Raw genomic sequence first — 18,821 nt, 5'->3', positions numbered from 1 at the left:
GCCCTGTGCGAGCACAGCGGGTGCTTCGTGATGACCATCGGACGGCGGATCGGAATCGATACCGCAGTCTTTGCGCAAGAACCCGCCGGTAGTTCTCCGGAGCCGCCCGTCGTCGTTACCGTTGCACTGTGCCCACCCTGCCGACTCCTGTGACTCCCCACCCTCCCCGAGACTGCGCTGCCATGGCAGCGCCCTCCGCCGGGCGCCGGGAGCATGCGACGCCGGGGCCGCTCCTGGCTCCGGACGTGCTCGCCGAGATGGATGCCGATTTCGGCGATCCCGCCATCGTGGTGCGCTTCGTCCGCGACTTCCGCTCCATCCTGCCGTCCAGGGTGGAGCGCCTCGAGCGGCGGCTCGACGACGGCGACCCGGGAGGAGCCGAGGACGCCGCGCTCAGCCTCGCGACGTCGTCCGCGATGGTGGGCGCAGTACGGCTCGAGCGGATCTCACGCTCCGTGCAGCACGCGCTCGAAGAGGACGGCCTCGACGCCGCGCGCCGCTTGCTCGACCCCCTCCAACTCTGCGCCACGGAGACGCTGGGGGAGATGCTCCGGCTCTGGCCCGATTCCGCGAGCTCCTAGCGGGAGGTGTCGCTGTGCGGCATGATCCGGAAGCCCACGCCGCGCACCGTCGTGATGACCTCGGGCGTACTCCGGGTCCGGCCGAGTTTCTGGCGGAGATTGGCGATGTGGACCTCGATGGCTCGCTCGTCAGTCCTGCTCACGAAGTTGTATCCGCGGTAGTCCCTCCCCCGGGACACGCGGACGAGCTCCTCCTTGGTCCGCACGGCGCCGTTGCTCCGTAGCAGTTCGTGGAGGAGGTTGAACTCGGTTTTGGTGAGCGGCAGCTCGACGCCGGAGCACATGGCGATCCGCGCTTCGGCGTCCACCACGAGTTCGCCGTTGCGCAAGAGCGCATCGCCAGCGCCGCCGCCGTTCGTGCCGCCGTCGTTGCCGGGTGCGACCGCCGCGGCCGCCGCAACCGGTTCCACGGGGTGCGGTTCCGCCGCGCGGTTCACACGGGGCCGCCTCAGCATCGCGTCGATCCGGGCCCTCAGCTCCCGGGGCCGGAACGGCTTGACGACGTAGTCGTCGGCTCCTGCCTGCAGGGCGGTGAGGACATCCATCTCGTCACCGCGGCCGCTCAGCACGATCACGTAGCAGTCGGTGGTCGAACGGATCCGGCGGAGCACCTCGTGTCCGTCGATATCCGGCAGCCCGATGTCGAGCGTGACGACGGCGGGGTGCTGCTGGCGTACGACGGCGACGCCCTCGCGCCCCGTCGCGACGCCGCTGGTGCGGAACCCGCCCTGCTCGAGGACGGCGCAGACGAGGTTCCGGATATCGAGATCGTCCTCGATGACGATGGCCGCCCGACGGTCGTCGGAGTGCAGGCTATTCATGGGGGCCGGCTGTGCGGGCGTGCGTGGGTGAACCCGCCGATGCTGCCACGGCCGAGCGCCGCGCGGTTTCTAAAACGGGTAGGACGCTGTAAGTCCTGGGCATGTGCGGAGACCTTTTCCCTTCGGCGGCCCGGCTGACCTCGTGGGTCCCGTGGCTTTGCGTCCCCGGCTCGCACCGGGTTTGCCTTTGTCGACGGGCGGCTGCCCGCACCTAGATGGTAGCAACGCCTCAGGTGCCTGAGGTACCGGATGCGCCCTGAACGGGGCACGTAACCAATCCGTTATATTTGGCGGCCGTCGTCGCCTCCTCCATCCGCTGTACGCCCTCGGCTGCGGCGGTCAGCCGGGAAGGGTGTGCGCGCGCCGATCCCGCAGCCACAGGAGGACGACGACGGCGGCGCCGCCGAGCGCCGCAGCGAGCGGCAGTCCCCAGGCGCCGGTTTCCGGCGCCAGGAGTGTGGTGCCGTCCTGCCAGGGCCAGATGGCGCGTGCGGAGCCGACGATCAGGCCCGTCGCGACGAGCAGTGTGGGAAGGCGCTGCTCCCGCAGGAGATAGGCCAGGCCGCGGACCACCGTGGCGAGACCGAGGACGGCGCCCCCGGCGAAGAGCGCGAGATAGCCGAGGTCTCGCGTGCTCGCCGCCTCGAGCGTGGGTTCGTACATGCCCACGGTGAGCAGGATGAAGGAGCCTGACAGTCCGGGGAGCACCAGTGCGCAGACAGCCGCGGCCCCGCTGAGGACGAGGACCCACCACTGTGGGTCCCCCACCTGGAGGGCGGGGAGCCCGAGCAGCAGGAACACTGCAGCGGCAACCACCAGGACCACGCAGAGGGCCGCCAAGCGCGAAGCCGGTCGAGGTGGCAGCAACGGCCCGATCATGGCCAGGGGCACCAGGAGGCTGGCGAGCACCATGCCGAGGAACAGCGCCCGGGCGAGTACCGGCTGCGTGTCGACGAAGGTGTGCAGCGGTCCCGCCAGCGTGAACAGCGCAGCACCCATGCCGAGGACGAGGGGGACGATCAACCGCCAGTCGATGGCCTTGAGGTGCGCCCGGGCCACCTGCAGGCCCTTCCCGCCGAGAACCGCCGTGACGGCGTGCACGGCGTGGTCCGCGGAGATGATGAGGCGGTCGTAGATGCCGAGGACAAGGGCCATGGTGCCGCCCGATACTCCCGGTACGAGTTCCACGAGACCGATCAGGGCTCCCTGGAGGAAGCTGGGCAGGGCGCGCAGCGCCGGCTTCGGAGGGGCGGGGTCACTGGCTGCCGGGTATGACGTCACGCTAGCCACCGTACGGAGGTGCAGGCCGTCGATCCACTTCCCGGCGGCCGCGGCTCCCGGATGTGAGCCATCACGCATCTGCCGACAGCCTGCGTGCAGCCTCCCATCGAACGCCCAGACCGGGCTGGTAGCGTGTCAGCCTCCCCTGCACCCCGCCGCCCGTACCGTGCCGGCCGGACCCTAAGGACCCCCGCTTGACGCATGTGCCAGACCCGCCGCACCCGGCAGACGGCCCCGCCCGTCGTTCCTATCCGGGCGAGGGCACCCTCGTCGCCGGGAGCGCGCAGGGTCGCCCGGAGGCCGGGGTCGGTGGTCTCGACGGACCGCGGCCCCGGTGGCTACGCCTCGTCTCCGTCCTCGCCATCGCGGCGGTGGTCGGCGTCGTCGCCTTCAGCGGTTACTGGGTGGTGAGGCTCACCACCAACGTCGACTCGCTCCACCTGAACGCCAACGGCGGGTCCGTTTCGGGCGTGGACGACAGGAAGGACCGCCTCCAGATCCTCGTGCTCGGCTCGGACACGCGCAGTGGTGCGAACTCGGGGTACGGCCCCGAGGAGGACTCCGCCGGCTACGGGCAGGCGGACGTCATGATGCTGCTCGACATCTCAGCGGACAACGAGCACGTGAACGTCCTCAGTTTCCCGCGGGACCTCCTGGTGGACATTCCCGCATGCACGGACGGACGCGGGTCGGGATCCTTCCCCGCACGGCCCTCGGACATGATCAACAGCGCCATGCGCGACGCCGGTCCCGGGTGCGCCGTGGACACCATCAACGCCGTCACGGGCCTCGAGGTGGACCACTTCATGCTGGCCGACTTCAATGCGGTCACCGAGCTCTCCAATGCCGTCGGCGGAGTGGACGTCTGCGTGACCGAGGCGATCGACGAGCCGAAGTCCGGCCTGAAGCTGCCCGCGGGTACCTCGAGCGTCCAGGGGGAGCAGGCCCTCGCCTTCCTGAGGGCACGCGCTGCCTTCGGCGACGGCGGCGACCTCGGGCGGATCCAGGCGCAGCAGGCGTTCCTCGGATCTCTCACCCGCAAGATCAAGGACGACGGGACACTGCGCAACCCGCAGCGGCTGCTCGGCATCGCCGACGCCCTGACCAGCAACCTCACGGTCGACACCGCCCTGGCGTCCATCCCGGCCATGGTGACCATCGCCGACCGGCTGAAGGACATCGATCCCGCGAAGGTCAGCTTCATCGCGGTCCCGACGGTTCCCGCCGCCGACCCCAACCGCCTGGTGCTCGACGAACCCCTCGCGTCGGAGCTGTTCACCGTCCTCAAGGCCAGCGCCGACCTCGCGGCCCCTGCCGCCGGTGGCGAGGAGCCCGCGGACGCTGCCCCGGGAGGAGCGCCGGGCGCTGCTTCCGAGGAACCCACGGACAATGCGGGCGAGCCCACTGCCACGTCCGTCCCGGTGACAGTGGCGGACGGCACGGCGGGGGCCGACGTCGTCGCGTCCGTGGTCACGGAGCTCACCGGATCCGGGTACCTCGGCGCCCAGACCATCCCGGCTCCCGCGACACCGCTGACCGGGGTCTACTACGGCGAAGGGTTCGAGGACGCGGCCAGGGCCGTCGCCGTGGCCCTCGGTCTCCCCGCGCCCGTCGTGACAGCCGATCCCTCGGTCTACGGGGTGCAGGTGTACGTCGGCGCGGACGCGGTCGGGGGCCTCGACCAGGTGACTGCCCCCGAGGTGACGGATGCCGTCAACCAGACCGCGGACCAGGTCTCCTGCCAGGACACCAACCCCTTCGGCTGAGGGCACGGCCCGCGATGGGTCCCGCCGCCGGCCGGCACAACGGGTCACTCGCTGTTGGCCCGCGCTTCGATCCAGTCGGTCGCTGCATCGGAGAGGAAGACGCCGTCGGGCCCCCGCTCGCCGATCCACCAGGGGTCCGCGGCGATCAGGCCGCCCACGCGGCTGATATCCGCGGCCACCTCGGGGGTGAGCGCCGCACCGTTGTTGTCACCCAGCCACTGCCGTGTCTCCGGCAGGACGGCAGGCCACCATTCGTCGAGATCCATGACCGCAGTATGCCCCGCCGTCAGCGTCCGGGGCTAGGGGAGCAGGTCGGCGAGCAGGCGCTGCACGCGATCGTCGATATCGTCGCGGACCAGGCGCATGCGCTCCATGCCCTCGATGCCGCGCAGGCTCGGCTCGTCGGTGTCCCACCGTTCGTACCTGGTCCCCTCGACCTCCTCCAGCAGCGCCTCGCTGCCGAGGAGCACGACGACGTCGGCTGCCTCCTGGGCCTCCACGGTCACCGCCTTCGGCACCTCCGCGCTGATGTCGATGCCCTTCTCCGCCAGCGACTCCGCCGACTGGGCGTTGATCGCCGTGCCGGGTCTCGTGCCTCCGGAGGCGACGGTGACGCGTCCACCCGCCGCCTGGGCCATCAGGCCCGCGGCCAGCTGCGACTTGCCCCCGTTCTTCACGCAGACGAACAGGACCGCGGGCTTGTCCGCCTTGAAGGTCATCGCTCGCCCGTTGTGGTGGTGAGGACCGCTGCGAGTGCGTCGAGCGCGCCGGGAACGAGGGAGTAGTACGCCCAGATGCCGCGCTTCTCGCGATGCAGGATGCCCGCGTCCACGAGCACCTTCAGGTGGTGCGAGACCGTGGGCTGGCCGAGGTCGAGCGGCTCCGTCAGGTCGCATACGCAGGCCTCGCTCCCGGCGCTGGAGCTGATCAGCGAGACGAGCCGCAACCGGTTCGGATCGGCGATGGCCTTGAACTGGCGGGAGAGTGAGAGGGCCTGCGCGGTATCCATGGCGGGTGCACCCGAGGGGGTGCAGCATGCGCCGGCCGCCGCCACGGCGCGCGCGGGAGCCGTGGCGCGGGTAACTGTGGTGGTCATGCCTCCAGTATGCATCACATTGACATCCGTCGATATGCTTCCGCATACTCGAGATCGATGATGATCGATCTATTGCAGGAGGCCCCTTCCTGCGTTGAAGGAGCACGGTGAGCACCGATTCCCTGTCCGGTCCGAGGACCGACCCGTCACCCGGAGCCGTGCAGGCCCGGCTCTCCACGCTGGACCGGTTCCTCCCGGTATGGATCGTGGCCGCCATGGTGGTCGGCCTGCTCCTCGGACGTTTCGTGCCCGGGATCGCCGGCGCCCTCGATGCCGCGAAGGTCGCCGGAGTCTCCCTGCCGATCGCGCTCGGCCTGCTGGTCATGATGTACCCCGTCCTCGCGAAGGTGCGCTACGGGGAGACCGGCGCCGTCCTGCGTGACCGACGCCTGATGGTCACATCCCTCCTGCTGAACTGGCTGGCCGCCCCGGCACTCATGTTCGTCCTGGCCTGGGTGTTCCTGCCTGACCTGCCCGAGTACCGGACCGGGCTCATCATCGTGGGCCTCGCCCGCTGCATCGCGATGGTGATGATCTGGAACGACCTCGCGTGCGGCGATCGCGAAGCCGCCGCCGTCCTCGTCTTCGTCAACTCCGTCTTCCAGGTCCTCGCCTTCGGCGCCCTCGGCTGGTTCTACCTCCAGTGGCTGCCGGAGCAGCTCGGCCTTGCGACCACCAGCGCCGAGTTCTCGTTCTGGGCCATCACCGCGAGCGTGCTCGTGTTCCTCGGCATACCGCTCCTGGCGGGCTTCCTGACCCGGGTGATCGGCGAACGCGTAGGGGGACGGGACTGGTACGAGGACCGTTTCCTGCCGCGGCTCGGCCCATGGGCGCTCTACGGCCTGCTCTTCACCATCACGCTGCTGTTCGCGCTGCAGGGCGACGAGATCACTTCGAACCCGTGGGACGTGGCCCGGATCGCCCTGCCGCTCCTCGTGTACTTCCTCGTCGTATTCGCCGCCGGCATGATCGTCGGCCGCCTCGTGGGCCTGGGCTACGCCCGGACCACCACGCTCGCCTTCACGGCGGCGGGCAACAACTTCGAGCTGGCCATCGCCGTCGCGATCGGCACCTTCGGCGTCACCTCGGGACAGGCGCTCGCCGGGGTCGTCGGGCCGCTCATCGAGGTACCCGTCCTCGTGGCGCTCGTCTATGCCGCCCTGTGGGCGCGCCGCAGGTTCTTCCCGGACCAGCGCATGTCCGCAGGGAGCCTGCCGGGCACCGGTCCCGCACAGTCCTGACCGCCGAGACCACGGCACAACCCCAGAAGGAGCTCCCATGACCACCACATCCACGCACGAGGATGCAGCGAAGCCGTCCGTCCTGTTCGTCTGCGTCCACAACGCGGGTCGGTCCCAGATGGCCGCCGCCTACCTGCAGCACTTCGCACAGGGGCGCATCGAGGTGCTCTCCGCGGGGTCCCAGCCGGCAGACAGGATCAACCCCTCCGCCGTCGCCGCCATGGCCGAGGAAGGCATCGACATCACGGGACACACTCCCAAGATCCTCACCGAGGACGCCGTGAAGGCCTCCGACGTCGTCATCACCATGGGCTGCGGCGACGAGTGCCCGTACTTCCCCGGCAAGCGCTACGAGGACTGGGTGCTCGAGGACCCGGCGGGCAAGGGCGTCGAATCCGTGCGACCCATCCGCGACGAGATCAGGGCCCGCATCCAGCATCTTGTCGGCGAACTCCTCCCCGCCGAACCCGCGTCCGCGCCCTAGCGGCTCCTCCTCCTCTACGGACCCAGGACGAAAGGCCCCCCATGACCGCTCCATCACCGGTGGACTCCGCTTCTCCCGCTGCGGCGGATGCAGACCAGCTGCCCGTCGCCGTCATCGGAGCAGGTCCCGTCGGCCTGTCGGCTGTGGCGAACCTGCTGGAACGGGGCTTGACGCCCATCGTGTTCGAACGGGGTCCCGCGGTCGGAGCGGCCATCCGGCACTGGGCCCACATCCGGCTCTTCTCGCCCTGGGAGTACACCGTGGACCCGGCCGCCCGACGCCTCCTCGAGGCGGCCGGCTGGGAGGAGCCACGGGCCACGGCCCTCCCCTTCGGCAGGGAACTCGTCGAGTCCTACCTGGAGCCCCTCGCGGCCCGTCCCGAGATAGCCTCCTGCCTGCACTTCGGCAGCCGGGTCACCGCCGTGACACGGCTGGGGATGGACAAGACCCGCAGCGGGGATCGCGACGCCCGGCCGTTCCTGGTGCGCGTCGACGGCCCGGAGGGCAGCACGGACCATGTGGTGCGTGCTGTCATCGATGCCTCGGGCACATGGGACCAGCCGAATCCGCTCGGGCAGGCCGGCCTGCCGGCGCAGGGTGAGGACACCGTGGCGGCCGACATCACCCGTCCCCTGCCGGACGTCGTGGGCGCCGACCGCGTGCGCTTCGCGGGCCGTCACGTGCTGGTGGTAGGGGCCGGGCACTCAGCGGCCAACACCCTCATCAACCTGGGCCAGGTCGCCCGCAACGAGCCCGGGACGCGCATCTCCTGGGCGGTCCGCGGGGGCGGATCGGCGCAGCGCCTCTACGGTGGCGGCGACCTCGACGGCCTCCCGGCCAGGGGTGCCCTCGGCAGCAGGCTCAGGGCGCTCGTCGAGGACGGCGTCGTCGAGCTCATGACCGGCTTCACCATCACGTCCTTCAGCCGGACGGCGACGGGGACGGCCGTCCACGCGTCCACGCCGGCAGGGGACCGGACCCTCGAGGTGGACGTCGTTGTGCCCGCCACCGGCTTCCGCCCCGATCTCGGCATCCTGCGGGAGCTGCGCCTGGACCTCGACCCGGCCGTGGAGGCCCCGCGCGCGCTCGGGCCCCTCATCGATCCCGAGTTCCACTCCTGCGGAACGGCCCCGGCCCACGGCGCCGGGGTGCTCGCGCATCCGGATCGGGACTTCTACCTGGTGGGGATGAAGTCCTACGGACGCGCGCCCACCTTCCTCCTCGCCACAGGGTACGAGCAGGTCCGGTCCGTCGTCGCAGCGCTCGCCGGAGACGCCGAGGGGGCCGCCCGCCTCCAGCTCGACCTGCCCGAGACGGGGGTCTGCAGTACCGATCTCGGCGGGTCCTGTCCCACGCCGGCCGCGTCGGCGACCGACGACGCCGCCGCGTGCGGGGTCGCTGCGGTGTGACGTGACGTGTGGGTGGCGCCACTCGAGTCGCTGCGGAGAAGAAGTTGAGCGTACTGCGCTCAAGGCGATTTGGATCCCATCCGGACCGCGCCTATAGTTGAGTGCAGAACGCTCAATCTACGCGCCCGGCGGATGAGCGCCTCGCAAATCCCGGGCAGTCGAAAGGAAATTGCATGTCACGTGCAGTAGGTATTGACCTCGGAACCACCAACTCGGTCGTCTCGGTTCTCGAAGGCGGCGAGCCCACCGTCATCGCGAACGCCGAAGGCGCACGCACCACGCCGTCGATCGTCGCTTTCTCCAAGTCCGGCGAGGTCCTGGTCGGCGAGATCGCCAAGCGCCAGGCCGTCAACAACATCGACCGCACCATCGCGTCGGTCAAGCGCCACATGGGCACCGACTGGAACGTCGACATTGACAGCAAGAAGTACACCGCGCAGGAGATCTCCGCGCGCACGCTGCAGAAGCTGAAGACCGACGCCGAGAGCTACCTCGGCGAGAAGGTCACGGACGCCGTCATCACCGTCCCCGCCTACTTCAACGACGCCGAGCGCCAGGCCACCAAGGAGGCCGGTGAGATCGCGGGCCTCAAGGTCCTGCGCATCGTCAACGAGCCCACCGCGGCCGCCCTCGCCTACGGACTCGACAAGGGCAAGGAAGACGAGCTCATCCTCGTGTTCGACCTCGGCGGCGGAACGTTCGACGTCTCCCTGCTCGAGGTCGGCAAGGACGAGGACGCTTTCTCCACCATCCAGGTGCGGGCCACCGCGGGTGACAACCGCCTCGGCGGCGACGACTGGGACCAGCGCGTGGTCGACTACCTGCTCGCGCAGGCCAAGGCCAAGGGCGCGGACCTGTCGAAGGACAAGATCGCCCTGCAGCGTCTGAAGGAAGCCGCGGAGCAGGCCAAGAAGGAGCTCTCCTCGGCGACCTCCACCAACATCTCCCTGCAGTACCTCTCCGTCACCGCGGATGGTCCTGTGCACCTCGACGAGCACCTCTCGCGTGCGAAGTTCCAGGACCTCACCAAGGACCTGCTGGACCGCACCAAGAAGCCGTTCAACGACGTCATCGCCGAAGCCGGGATCAAGGTCGCGGACATCGACCACATCGTCCTCGTCGGCGGCTCCACCCGTATGCCGGCAGTCGGCGAGCTGGTCAAGGAGCTCGCGGGCGGCAAGGAGCCGAACAAGGGCGTGAATCCGGACGAGGTCGTGGCCGTCGGTGCCGCGCTCCAGGCCGGCGTGCTGAAGGGCGAGCGCAAGGACGTCCTCCTCATCGACGTCACCCCGCTCTCCCTCGGCATCGAGACCAAGGGCGGCATGATGACCAAGCTCATCGAGCGCAACACGGCCATCCCGACCAAGCGCAGCGAGACGTTCACCACGGCGGACGACAACCAGCCGTCCGTGGCCATCCAGGTCTTCCAGGGTGAGCGTGACTTCACCCGCGACAACAAGCCGCTGGGCACGTTCGAGCTGACCGGTATCGCGCCGGCCCCGCGCGGCGTCCCGCAGGTCGAGGTCACCTTCGACATCGACGCCAACGGCATCGTCCACGTGTCCGCGAAGGACAAGGGCACCGGTACCGAGCAGTCGATGACCATCACCGGTGGGTCCTCGCTCTCCAAGGAGGACATCGACCGCATGGTGCGCGAGGCCGAGGAGCACGCAGCCGAGGACAAGCAGCGCCGCGAGGCCGCCGACACCCGCAACGGTGCCGAGCAGCTCGCCTACTCGGTGGACAAGCTCATCTCGGACAACGCCGAGAAGCTGCCCGAGGAGGTCAAGACGGAGGTCCAGGCCGACGTCGACGCCCTCAAGAAGGCGCTCGAGTCGCAGGACAACGAGGACGAGGTGAAGTCGGCCTTCGAGAAGCTGCAGGCGTCGCAGTCCAAGCTCGGCGAAGCGATCTACGCCTCGGCGCAGCAGGAAGCGGGCGCGGCAGGCGGCGCTCCCGCTGATGACCAGCCAGCCGCGGACGGCACCGACGAGGACATCGTCGACGCCGAGGTGGTTGACGACGATACCAACGAGAAGAAGTAATCATGCCGCACCACGGAAATGAAGAAGACCACCAGTCGGAGCCGGTGAGCTTCCGTGACAACCGGAAGATCGACCCGGAAACAGGCGAAGTCCGTGGGCAGCAGAACGACGCCGGCGCCCCGGCCGCGGAGGAATCCGCGGCCGGTGGCCCGGCGGGCCCCACGGACGACACCTCCGAAGGAGATGCTCTGGCGCAGGCCGAGGCCATCCTGAACGAGGCAGGCGCCGAGGGCGAGAGCAACCCGGCAGTGGACGTGGTCGCCGAACTCCGCGACGACCTCCTCCGGCTGCAGGCCGAGTACGTCAACTACCGCCGTCGGGTCGAGCGTGACCGCGACGTGGCGCGCGACCAGGCGGTGATCGGCGTGCTCAACTCACTGATGCCGGTCCTCGACGACATCGACGCGGCACGGCAGCATGGCGACCTCGCCGATGGCCCGTTCGCGGCGATCGCGGGCAAGCTCGAGAACGTCCTCAGGGCGTACGAGCTCACGCGCATCGACGAGGTCGGCGTCGCCTTCGATCCGAACGTGCACGAGGCGCTCATGCAGCAGCCGAGCGCCGACGTCCAGACCGACAGCGTCAGCCAGATCCTCCGCGCGGGCTACCGCAAGGGGGAGCGCGTCCTCCGGGCCGCGCAGGTCATCGTCGCAGTTCCGGAGTAGTAGTCGGCGCTGGGCGGATGCCGAACGGCGGCTACGAAATTCCTGCGGGCCATGGGGGCCCTCGGAATATTAAAGCCGCCTTCCTCGGCACTCCGCCCAGCTTCTCCGGGTGGTGTAATCCTTCGGGAATGCAGCCCCGGCCCACATTTTTTCAGCAGTTCTAGGAAGGGAGACACCACGTGGCCAGTCAGGATTGGGTCGACAAGGATTTCTACACGATCCTCGGTGTCTCCAAGGACGCGTCCGACGCCGACATCAAGAAGGCGTACCGGAAGCTCGCGCGCAAGCACCACCCCGACCAGAACCAGGGCGACGCCGGGTCGGAGCGGATGTTCAAGGACGTGTCGGAAGCGTATTCCGTCCTGTCGGACGCCGAGCAGCGCCAGCAGTACGACGCCATCCGTGCCATGGGGGGCGGTGCCCGGTTCTCCGCCGGTGGGACCGGTGGCGCGGCCGGAGGCGGCGCGGGCTTCGAGGACATCTTCGGCAACCTCTTCGGGCAGGGAGCGGGACCGCGGCAGCGCACCGGATTCTCCAACAGCAACCTGCCGCCGGAATTCGCCGATCTCTTCGGCGGCGGCGGGGGCATGGGGGGAGGCAGCAGCTTCCCCGGTGGGTTCCAGTCCTCGCGTCCCCAGAAGGGCGCCGACAGGACGGCCAGCACGTCCATCTCCTTCGCAGGCGCCATCAACGGCACCACGATCGGGCTGCGCGAACCGTCGGGCGAGCAGATCGACGTGCGGATACCTGCGGGCATCCGCGATGGGCAGAAAGTCCGTGTCAAGGGCAAGGGTCAGCCCGGCCAGGCCGGAACGGGTGACCTCATGGTCGCGGTCTCCGTCAAGGAGCACCCGCTGTTCAAACGCGACGGTGACAACATCCGCGTCCACGTGCCGGTGACCTTCCCGGAAGCGGCGCTCGGCGCCCAGATCGAGGTGCCCACCCTCACCGGGGAGATGGTGAAGATGCGCATCCCCGCAGCAACGCCGTCAGGACGGACGCTGCGCCTCAAGGGCAGGGGAGTCAAAACCGCCAAGGCCACGGGCGATCTGCTCGTGACGGTCGAGGTGATCGTGCCGCAGAACCTCTCCAAGGAGGCCGAAGCCGCCGTCGAGGCCTTCAGGGACGCCACGAAGGACGCCGATCCGCGGGCGGGGCTGGCCGCCAAGGCGCGGCTGTAACAGTACATTTGAGCGACACCCGGACGGCATCGCCGGGAAGACCGGCAGCGGAAGGAGGCCTGGGGTGGACCACATGACGCCCGTCTACGTCATCTCCGTCGCCGCGGAGCTCGCCGACATGCATCCGCAGACACTTCGGCAGTACGACCGCCTGGGCCTCGTCACCCCCAGCCGGGCCCCGGGCAGGGCCCGACGGTATTCCCAGAAGGACGTCGGCACGCTCCGCGAGATCCAGCGGCTGTCCCAAGAGGGTGTCTCCCTCGAAGGCATCCGGCGGATCCTCGAGCTGGAGAATCAGGTCTCCGCCCTCCGGTCACGCGTGACCGAACTGTCCGCCGAACTGGCGTCACGCCGACCCCACGGCGAATCCAGCAGGATCTTCGCCGCCGGACTCGCGGGCGACGTCGTCACCCTCGCGCGAGGCCAGCGTCCCCGCCCCCGCAGCCAGGCACTCGTCGTGTGGCGTCCGGAACATCCGCGAAACGCCCGCTGATCGCCTGCTGATCCTCCGCACGATCGGACGAGCGGTGAATGCCTTCGGTCAGGAGGCTCCGCGCACGGCGGGCCCGGCGCCCGTGGAACCCCGCACCACGAGGTCCGCCTGGAACAGGACGTCGGTTCGCGCTGTCCGGTCTCCTCCGAGTTCCGTGACGAGCGCGTGGACCGCGGCCTCGGCCATCGCGGCGATATTCTGCCGCAGCGTGGTCAGCGGCGGATCCGTGAACGCCATGAGCGGGGAGTCGTCGAAGCCCACCACCGAGATGTCCTCGGGGACACGCAGCCCCCTGGTCTGCGCTGCGCGCATGGCGCCGAGGGCCATCACGTCGGAGGCGCAGACGATACCCGTGTGTCCACTGTCGATCAGTTCGTTCGCGGCGCTCTGGCCGCCCTCGATCGTGAACATGCCGACGGCGACGTGCGGCTCGGCGTCGTCCTCACCGAGGAACTGGACGAGGCCCGCGCGGAAGCCCTCGAGCTTCCGCCTGCTCGGGACGAAGCGGTCGGAGCCCGTGACGAACCCCACGCGCTGGTGTCCCTGCGCCACGAGATGGCGCACGGCCGTGCGGATGGCGGTGGCGTCGTCGTTCGAAACGGACGGCGCGTCGATCTCCGGACGGGGACCGTTGACGAGGACGAACGGCACGCGACCCCGGAGGCGGCGGTAGCGTTCGACGCTCGCGCGGCCGTCCGAGTGTGCCGCGCAGACGAAGATGATGCCGCTGACGCCCTGGTCCAGCATGAGCGCCACGTACTCGTCCTCGGTGATGCCCCCGCCGGGGAGCGTGCAGAGCGCCGGGATGTAGTCGTTGGGTGCCAGCAGAGCCGCGATCGCGCCGGCGAACGCGGGAAAGATCGGGTTGACGAGATCGGGTACGACGACGCCGATCTGCCCTTTCGAGCGGCCCGCCGTCCGCGCCGGGCGCTCGTAGCCGAGGCTGTCCATGGCGGCCAGGACGGCCTGGCGTGTCTCCTGCGACGCGCCGCCCTTGCCGTTCAGCACGCGGGAGACGGTGGGGACGCTGACGCCGGCGGTGCGGGCGACGTCGTCGAGCCGCGGGCGCTCGATCCGGGTGTCGGGGGTCATGACCTCAATCTAGCGCAGGCGTAATCCAGCCGTAGAAAGTTTCGTGAAACTTGCTTGACGCTGGTTACGCGCGTCCCTAGGGTCAGGAGGACCAGCCCTGATGAGTCCACAGGGCCCGGTTCCCGCACGGACCCGGGCCTTCGTCGTCGTCGGGGTGGGGGGATCAGCACGACCGGGTGGGCCGCCGAGCGTGGCGGTGGACGGACCGGCGGCTCAGGCCTTCGGCGCGGCGGTGCTCGAACGGATGACGAGTGCGGTGCGGGCGGAGTGGTGCTCGGGCCGGTGCTCATCCGTACCCTGCAGGATCTGCAGGAGTCGCTCGACCGCTCGCTTGCCCTGCTGCTGCGGGAACTGGGCCACCGTGGTCAGGCCGAGCGCCTCACCCAGTTCGTGCCCGTCGATCCCGATCACGGAGATGTCCTCGGGCACGCGCAGCCCCAGCTCCCGCGCGGCGAGGATGGTCCCGATCGCCATCTCGTCCGACGCACAGAAGACCGCCGTCGGGGTGTCCCGCGGGTAGCCCAGCAGCTGCTTCGCCTGCGCGTAGCCGCCCTGGATCGTGAAATCCCCGTCGATCCGCCATGAATCGAGGATGTCGAGGCCGGCGGCGGCCATCGCCGACTCGTAGCCGTGCCGCCGCGTGCCGGAGATGCGGAAATCGTTCTCGAAGGCCTCGGAGCCGCCGATGTGCGCGACGCGCCGATGCCCGAGCGTGATGAGGTGCTCCGTGGCGAGCTCGGCGATCTCGTGGTCGTTGACGCTGTAGGTCTCGGCGCCCGGCAGCGGACCGCCGATCCCGACGACGGGCTTCCCGACGGCCAGGAGCTGGCCCAATTCGTCCCGGCTCAGCTCGAGCGACACCGGGATGACGCCGTCGCAGCGCTGGCGCAGCAGGAACTCCGAGAGGACGCGGTCCCGGTACCCGGCGTCCTCGTTCAGGTTGTAGAGCGTGAGATCGTAGCCGGCCTTCAGCAGGGCGGCGGCGACACTGTCCACGATCTGCGAGTAGTACCAGCGGGCCACGGAGGGCACGACGACGCCGATGTTGCGGTGCCGTCCGGAAGCGAGGGAGGACGCCGTCGAACTGACGACGAAGTCGAGCTCCTTGGCGGCCTGCAGCACCCGGGCACGCGCCCGGTCGGAGACGCGGCCGTTGCCGCTGAGTGCCCGGGAGACCGTTGCGGTGGACACGCCGGCAAGCTCTGCGACGTCCTTGATGCCGGCCATTCCCCACCCGCCCGTCCGTGTGCGTGCACCGGAAGGGACACCCCGGTCGGGATGCCCCAGCCTGATCATGCCGGATCAGGCATGAATCCGCTATCCAGCCGTACTCATGATCCAGACGCAGGCATCCGGCGCGAGGGAGCCGCCGTCGGCCGCTCCGGGGGCCGAGGACGCGATGACCGAGCCCGGGGGCAGGGGGACCGCGAACTCACCCATGTTGAGCATCACCAGGATGTCGCCGTTGCGGAAGGCGACGACGTCGGTCTGCTCGAACGTCCGCGACCAGCTGAGCGATCCGGCGCCCAGGCGGAGATCGCGCCGCAGCTGGAGCGCGGCGCGGTACATGGACAGCGTCGAGTCGCCGTCCGCGGCCTGGACGTCCCGGGCGAAGCCGGCCCAGCTCTCCGGCTGGGGGAGCCACGGAGCGGCCGTGGTGCCCGGTGTGCCGAATCCGGAGGAGGGCTCGTCCGCCTGCCAGGGCAGGGGTACGCGGCACCCGTCGCGGCCGAGGCGTTCGCCGCCGGTGCGCACGAAGGTCGGATCCTGGCGGGCGTCGTCGGGCATGGAGGTGTGGTCGGGCAGTCCGAGCTCCTCGCCCTGGTACAGGTAGATGCCACCCGGGAGTGCGAACATCGCGAGCGACGCGGCGCGGGCGCGGGCGAGACCTGTGGCGAGGTCGGGCTGGGCGTCGCCGCGACCGATGCCGTCGCCACCGCGCGGAGCACCACCACCGAGTCCGAAGCGGCTCACGTGGCGCACGACGTCGTGGTTGCTGAGCACCCAGGTGGTGGGCGCCTCCACGGCGTCGAACGCGGTGAGCGAGGACGAGATGACGTCCCGGAGGCTGTGTGCGTTCCAGGGGTGGTGCAGGTAGGCGAAGTTGAAGGCCTGGTGCATTTCGTCGGCGCGGACCCAGTCGGTGAGTCGGGGCAGCGGGTCGATGGACGCCTCCGCGCAGAGGATGCGCTCGCCCGCGTACTCGGCGAGGATGCTGCGCCACCGCCGGTAGATGGCGTGGACCTCGTCCTGGCCGAACATCGGGGCCTCCCAGCCGGGGAAGCCCTCCGAGGAGCCGCCGTCCGCGCGTCCTCCCCAGTCGGGCAGACCGTCGGCCTTGATGAGGGCGTGGGCGACGTCCACGCGGAAGCCGCCGACGCCCCGGTCCAGCCAGAAGCGCAGCACGCGCTCGAACTCGTCCCGTACGGCCGGGTTGTCCCAGTTGAAATCGGGCTGCGAGGAGTCGAAGAGGTGCAGGTACCACTGCCCGGGCGTGCCGTCGTCGTTCGTGGTGCGGGTCCACGCCGGGCCGCCGAAGTGCGACTGCCAGTTGTTCGGGGGTGTGCTGCCGTCCGGGCCGCTGCCGTCACGGAAGATGAACATGGCGCGCTCTGCCGAGCCGGCCGGTGCGGCGAGGGCGGCCCGGAACAGCACATGGTCGCTCGAGCAGTGGTTGGGAACGAGATCGACGATCACGCGGATGCCCAGCTGATCAGCCCGCGCCACGAGGGCGTCGAAATCGGACAGCGTCCCGAAGAGGGGATCGACGTCGCAGTAGTCGGCGACGTCGTAGCCCCCGTCGCGCTGGGGTGAGGTGAAGAACGGGGAGAGCCACACGGCGTCGACGCTGAGGTCGGCCAGGCTGCCCAGCTCGGCGGTGATGCCGGGCAGGTCGCCGACGCCGTCGCCGTTCGAGTCGCGGAAGGAGCGTGGGTACACCTGGTAGATGACCGACGAGCGCCACCACTGGTTCTCCTCCGACGGAGCATGCAGCGGGGCGTGGAAAGCAGCGGAAGAGCTCATGTGCTCGGCCTGCAGGGTGGGGGCGATCTCAGTCATGCGGACCATCCTAAGCCCGCGAACGCCCTTCAATGGAAGCGCTTCCAATGACAAGCCAGCTGACTTCGTTGCTTTGTCCACGTTATTGCGCAGTCTTTCCGCATGACTAGGTAAAATCCGTGCAAGCGTTTACAGTTGTGACTCGGGTCACCGCCGTCCCCAGCAGGAGTGGCATCGGAACCCCTGTCTCCCGATCGATCGGACGCCGTGTCCGACGTCGGGACACAGACCAGAGACGCTCTTGAAAGGAACACCGATGAAGGTGCGATCCACCCAGCCGACGCGTCGGCACGCTTTGATCACCGGCGTCATGTCGGTAGCCGTCCTGGCGCTCACCGCCTGCGGCGGCGGTAGCTCGGACTCCGCCGCGACCAGCAGCACGAGCGCTGCCGCCGACCTCGCCGAGGGTGGCTCGACCACCCTCACCATGTGGGTCGACGCCGAACGCGCCCCAGCCCTCGAGGAGATCGCCGCGTCCTTCAAGGAGGACACGGGCATCGAGGTGAAGCTCGCGGTGAAGGATTTCGCCGCCGTCCGTGACGACTTCATCACCCAGGTACCCACCGGCAAGGGCCCCGACCTGATCGTCGGTCCGCACGACTGGCTGGGGACGTTCGTCCAGAACGGCGTCGTCGCTCCGGTGGAGCTCGGGGACAAGGCGGCGGACTTCCAGGAATCCGCCGTGCAGGCCATGACCTACGACGGCAGCGTCTACGGCGTCCCCTACGCGCTGGAGAACATCGCGCTCCTGCGCAACACCGACCTCGTGCCGGAGGCGGCCGATACGTTCGACGACGTCATCGCCAACGGTGAGGCCGCCGTCGCCTCGGGCGATGCGGTGTACCCGTTCCTCGTCGGTATGGATCCCAAGCAGGGAGATCCCTACCACCTCTACCCGCTGCAGACGTCCATGGGCGTCCCGGTCTTCGGGCAGAACGAGGACGGCAGCTACAACGCCGACGAGCTGCTGCTGGGTGAGCCCGGTGGCGTCGAATTCGCCAAGAAGCTCGTGGAATGGGGTGACACCGGGTCGAAGATCATCAACTCGAACATCACCGGTGATATCGCGAAGGAGAAGTTCAACGCGGGCGAGTCGCCCTACTTCCTGACGGGCCCGTGGAACGTCCCCGACGCGCAGGCCGCCGGCCTGAACATCGCCGTCGACAAGCTGCCCACCGTGGGTGACGGGGAGGCCCAGCCGTTTATCGGCGTCAACGGCTTCTTCATCTCCGCGCAGAGCGCCAACGCGCTCGCCGCGAACGAGTTCGCCGTGAACTACCTCAGCACCGAGGCGGCGCAGGACGCCATGTACGACGTCGGCGGACGCCCGCCTGCGCTCAAGGCCAGCTTCGACAAGGCGGCGTCCGACCCGATCGTCGCTGCCTTCGGCGAGATCGGCGCCAATGGCGTCCCGATGCCGGCGCTGCCCGAGATGCAGGCGGTCTGGGCCGATTGGGGAGCCACCGAGCTCGCCCTGATCAAGGGCAGCGGCGACCCCGAAGCGGCCTGGACCACCATGGTCGGCAACATCGAGGCGAAGATCGCCGGACAGTAGGACCCCGCGGCGCCCGTCGTCCAGACGGCGGGCGCCGTCCCGGCTTGCTCC

General features: G+C 69.5%; 18 protein-coding genes and 1 riboswitch. Of the genes, 10 read left to right on the top strand and 8 right to left on the bottom strand.

Features of this window, described 5'->3' with window-relative positions; all coding sequences use genetic code 11:
* Positions 1-182: 182 nt before the first annotated feature.
* Positions 183-581: an Hpt domain-containing protein gene (locus FJV46_RS08080; RefSeq protein ID WP_087028439.1), complete on the top strand. Its 399-nt coding sequence runs from the start codon at positions 183-185 to the stop codon at positions 579-581.
* On the opposite strand, the gene FJV46_RS08075 is transcribed toward FJV46_RS08080, so the two are convergent.
* Positions 578-1,402, bottom strand: a complete 825-nt coding sequence (locus tag FJV46_RS08075; protein WP_087028438.1) for a response regulator transcription factor — start codon at positions 1,400-1,402, stop codon at positions 578-580. The two genes, FJV46_RS08080 and FJV46_RS08075, sit on opposite strands and share 4 nt — an antisense overlap.
* 121 nt (positions 1,403-1,523) lie before the next feature.
* A riboswitch (cyclic di-GMP riboswitch) is annotated at positions 1,524-1,598 on the bottom strand.
* Between the two features lie 143 nt (positions 1,599-1,741).
* The gene (locus tag FJV46_RS08070; protein WP_158250141.1) at positions 1,742-2,683 is read right to left on the bottom strand and encodes a DUF368 domain-containing protein; all 942 of its coding nucleotides are present in this window, start codon (positions 2,681-2,683) and stop codon (positions 1,742-1,744) included.
* Between the two features lie 203 nt (positions 2,684-2,886).
* On the opposite strand from FJV46_RS08070, the gene FJV46_RS08065 reads away from it, so the two are divergent.
* Complete coding sequence (locus tag FJV46_RS08065) at positions 2,887-4,449, top strand: LCP family protein (protein WP_087028435.1); 1,563 nt, start codon at positions 2,887-2,889, stop codon at positions 4,447-4,449.
* Between the two features lie 44 nt (positions 4,450-4,493).
* On the opposite strand, the gene FJV46_RS08060 is transcribed toward FJV46_RS08065, so the two are convergent.
* The 3 genes from FJV46_RS08060 to FJV46_RS08050 are packed head-to-tail and all read right to left on the bottom strand — an operon-like array spanning position 4,494 to position 5,545.
* A complete protein-coding gene (locus FJV46_RS08060; protein WP_087028433.1) occupies positions 4,494-4,715 on the bottom strand; it encodes a hypothetical protein in 222 nt (73 codons plus the stop codon).
* Positions 4,716-4,748: 33 nt separating this feature from the next.
* On the bottom strand, positions 4,749-5,168 hold the full coding sequence (locus tag FJV46_RS08055) for an arsenate-mycothiol transferase ArsC (RefSeq protein ID WP_087028431.1): 420 nt from the start codon (positions 5,166-5,168) through the stop codon (positions 4,749-4,751).
* The gene (locus FJV46_RS08050) at positions 5,165-5,545 is read right to left on the bottom strand and encodes an ArsR/SmtB family transcription factor (RefSeq protein ID WP_087028429.1); all 381 of its coding nucleotides are present in this window, start codon (positions 5,543-5,545) and stop codon (positions 5,165-5,167) included. Before FJV46_RS08050 ends, FJV46_RS08055 begins: the two co-directional genes overlap by 4 nt.
* 122 nt (positions 5,546-5,667) lie before the next feature.
* On the opposite strand from FJV46_RS08050, the gene arsB reads away from it, so the two are divergent.
* The 7 genes from arsB (at position 5,668) to FJV46_RS08015 (ending at position 13,063) form a co-directional block, all read left to right on the top strand.
* Complete coding sequence (arsB, locus tag FJV46_RS08045) at positions 5,668-6,786, top strand: ACR3 family arsenite efflux transporter (RefSeq protein ID WP_370684677.1); 1,119 nt, start codon at positions 5,668-5,670, stop codon at positions 6,784-6,786.
* A gap of 37 nt (positions 6,787-6,823) precedes the next feature.
* Positions 6,824-7,270 carry an arsenate reductase ArsC gene (locus FJV46_RS08040; protein WP_087028427.1) on the top strand — a complete coding sequence of 149 codons (447 nt, stop codon included), beginning with the start codon at positions 6,824-6,826 and terminating at the stop codon, positions 7,268-7,270.
* A 41-nt stretch (positions 7,271-7,311) separates the two neighbouring features.
* Positions 7,312-8,679, top strand: coding sequence for an NAD(P)-binding protein (locus tag FJV46_RS08035; protein ID WP_179195209.1), 1,368 nt, complete (start codon positions 7,312-7,314; stop codon positions 8,677-8,679).
* Positions 8,680-8,852: 173 nt separating this feature from the next.
* On the top strand, positions 8,853-10,724 hold the full coding sequence (gene dnaK / locus FJV46_RS08030) for a molecular chaperone DnaK (RefSeq protein ID WP_087028425.1): 1,872 nt from the start codon (positions 8,853-8,855) through the stop codon (positions 10,722-10,724).
* A gap of 2 nt (positions 10,725-10,726) precedes the next feature.
* Positions 10,727-11,389, top strand: coding sequence for a nucleotide exchange factor GrpE (locus tag FJV46_RS08025; protein ID WP_087028423.1), 663 nt, complete (start codon positions 10,727-10,729; stop codon positions 11,387-11,389).
* 179 nt (positions 11,390-11,568) lie between these two features.
* Positions 11,569-12,570 (top strand): DnaJ C-terminal domain-containing protein, encoded by a 1,002-nt coding sequence (locus FJV46_RS08020; protein ID WP_087028420.1) that lies wholly within the window; start codon positions 11,569-11,571, stop codon positions 12,568-12,570.
* A 73-nt stretch (positions 12,571-12,643) separates the two neighbouring features.
* The gene (locus tag FJV46_RS08015) at positions 12,644-13,063 is read left to right on the top strand and encodes a heat shock protein transcriptional repressor HspR (RefSeq protein WP_087028696.1); all 420 of its coding nucleotides are present in this window, start codon (positions 12,644-12,646) and stop codon (positions 13,061-13,063) included.
* A 48-nt stretch (positions 13,064-13,111) separates the two neighbouring features.
* On the opposite strand, the gene FJV46_RS08010 is transcribed toward FJV46_RS08015, so the two are convergent.
* The 3 genes from FJV46_RS08010 to FJV46_RS08000 all read right to left on the bottom strand — a co-directional run bounded on the left by FJV46_RS08010 (position 13,112) and on the right by FJV46_RS08000 (position 17,215).
* Positions 13,112-14,155, bottom strand: coding sequence for a LacI family DNA-binding transcriptional regulator (locus tag FJV46_RS08010; protein ID WP_087028418.1), 1,044 nt, complete (start codon positions 14,153-14,155; stop codon positions 13,112-13,114).
* A 213-nt stretch (positions 14,156-14,368) separates the two neighbouring features.
* Entirely contained in the window at positions 14,369-15,382 is a 1,014-nt protein-coding gene (locus tag FJV46_RS08005; protein WP_087028416.1) for a LacI family DNA-binding transcriptional regulator, read from the bottom strand.
* A 90-nt stretch (positions 15,383-15,472) separates the two neighbouring features.
* Positions 15,473-17,215, bottom strand: coding sequence for a glycoside hydrolase family 13 protein (locus FJV46_RS08000; RefSeq protein ID WP_087028414.1), 1,743 nt, complete (start codon positions 17,213-17,215; stop codon positions 15,473-15,475).
* Between the two features lie 256 nt (positions 17,216-17,471).
* On the opposite strand from FJV46_RS08000, the gene FJV46_RS07995 reads away from it, so the two are divergent.
* Entirely contained in the window at positions 17,472-18,770 is a 1,299-nt protein-coding gene (locus FJV46_RS07995) for a sugar ABC transporter substrate-binding protein (RefSeq protein WP_087028412.1), read from the top strand.
* Positions 18,771-18,821: the final 51 nt, after the last annotated feature.

This window comes from Arthrobacter agilis, from assembly GCF_006494655.1.
GTDB classification, from domain to species: domain Bacteria; phylum Actinomycetota; class Actinomycetes; order Actinomycetales; family Micrococcaceae; genus Arthrobacter_D; species Arthrobacter_D agilis.
The sequence above is the reverse complement of the archived record's forward strand: the minus strand, read 5'-3'. Positions and strand labels throughout refer to the sequence as shown.

Coding starts and splice junctions, on each gene's coding strand:
- FJV46_RS08050 (WP_087028429.1), bottom strand. CDS start 5,545: ATGACCACCACAGTTACCCGCGCCACGGCTCCCGCGCGCGCCGTGGCG.
- FJV46_RS08080 (WP_087028439.1), top strand. CDS start 183: ATGGCAGCGCCCTCCGCCGGGCGCCGGGAGCATGCGACGCCGGGGCCG.
- FJV46_RS08040 (WP_087028427.1), top strand. CDS start 6,824: ATGACCACCACATCCACGCACGAGGATGCAGCGAAGCCGTCCGTCCTG.
- FJV46_RS08055 (WP_087028431.1), bottom strand. CDS start 5,168: ATGACCTTCAAGGCGGACAAGCCCGCGGTCCTGTTCGTCTGCGTGAAG.
- FJV46_RS08025 (WP_087028423.1), top strand. CDS start 10,727: ATGCCGCACCACGGAAATGAAGAAGACCACCAGTCGGAGCCGGTGAGC.
- FJV46_RS08010 (WP_087028418.1), bottom strand. CDS start 14,155: ATGACCCCCGACACCCGGATCGAGCGCCCGCGGCTCGACGACGTCGCC.
- FJV46_RS07995 (WP_087028412.1), top strand. CDS start 17,472: ATGAAGGTGCGATCCACCCAGCCGACGCGTCGGCACGCTTTGATCACC.
- FJV46_RS08015 (WP_087028696.1), top strand. CDS start 12,644: ATGACGCCCGTCTACGTCATCTCCGTCGCCGCGGAGCTCGCCGACATG.
- FJV46_RS08075 (WP_087028438.1), bottom strand. CDS start 1,402: ATGAATAGCCTGCACTCCGACGACCGTCGGGCGGCCATCGTCATCGAG.
- FJV46_RS08035 (WP_179195209.1), top strand. CDS start 7,312: ATGACCGCTCCATCACCGGTGGACTCCGCTTCTCCCGCTGCGGCGGAT.
- FJV46_RS08005 (WP_087028416.1), bottom strand. CDS start 15,382: ATGGCCGGCATCAAGGACGTCGCAGAGCTTGCCGGCGTGTCCACCGCA.
- FJV46_RS08060 (WP_087028433.1), bottom strand. CDS start 4,715: ATGGATCTCGACGAATGGTGGCCTGCCGTCCTGCCGGAGACACGGCAG.
- dnaK (WP_087028425.1), top strand. CDS start 8,853: ATGTCACGTGCAGTAGGTATTGACCTCGGAACCACCAACTCGGTCGTC.
- FJV46_RS08000 (WP_087028414.1), bottom strand. CDS start 17,215: ATGACTGAGATCGCCCCCACCCTGCAGGCCGAGCACATGAGCTCTTCC.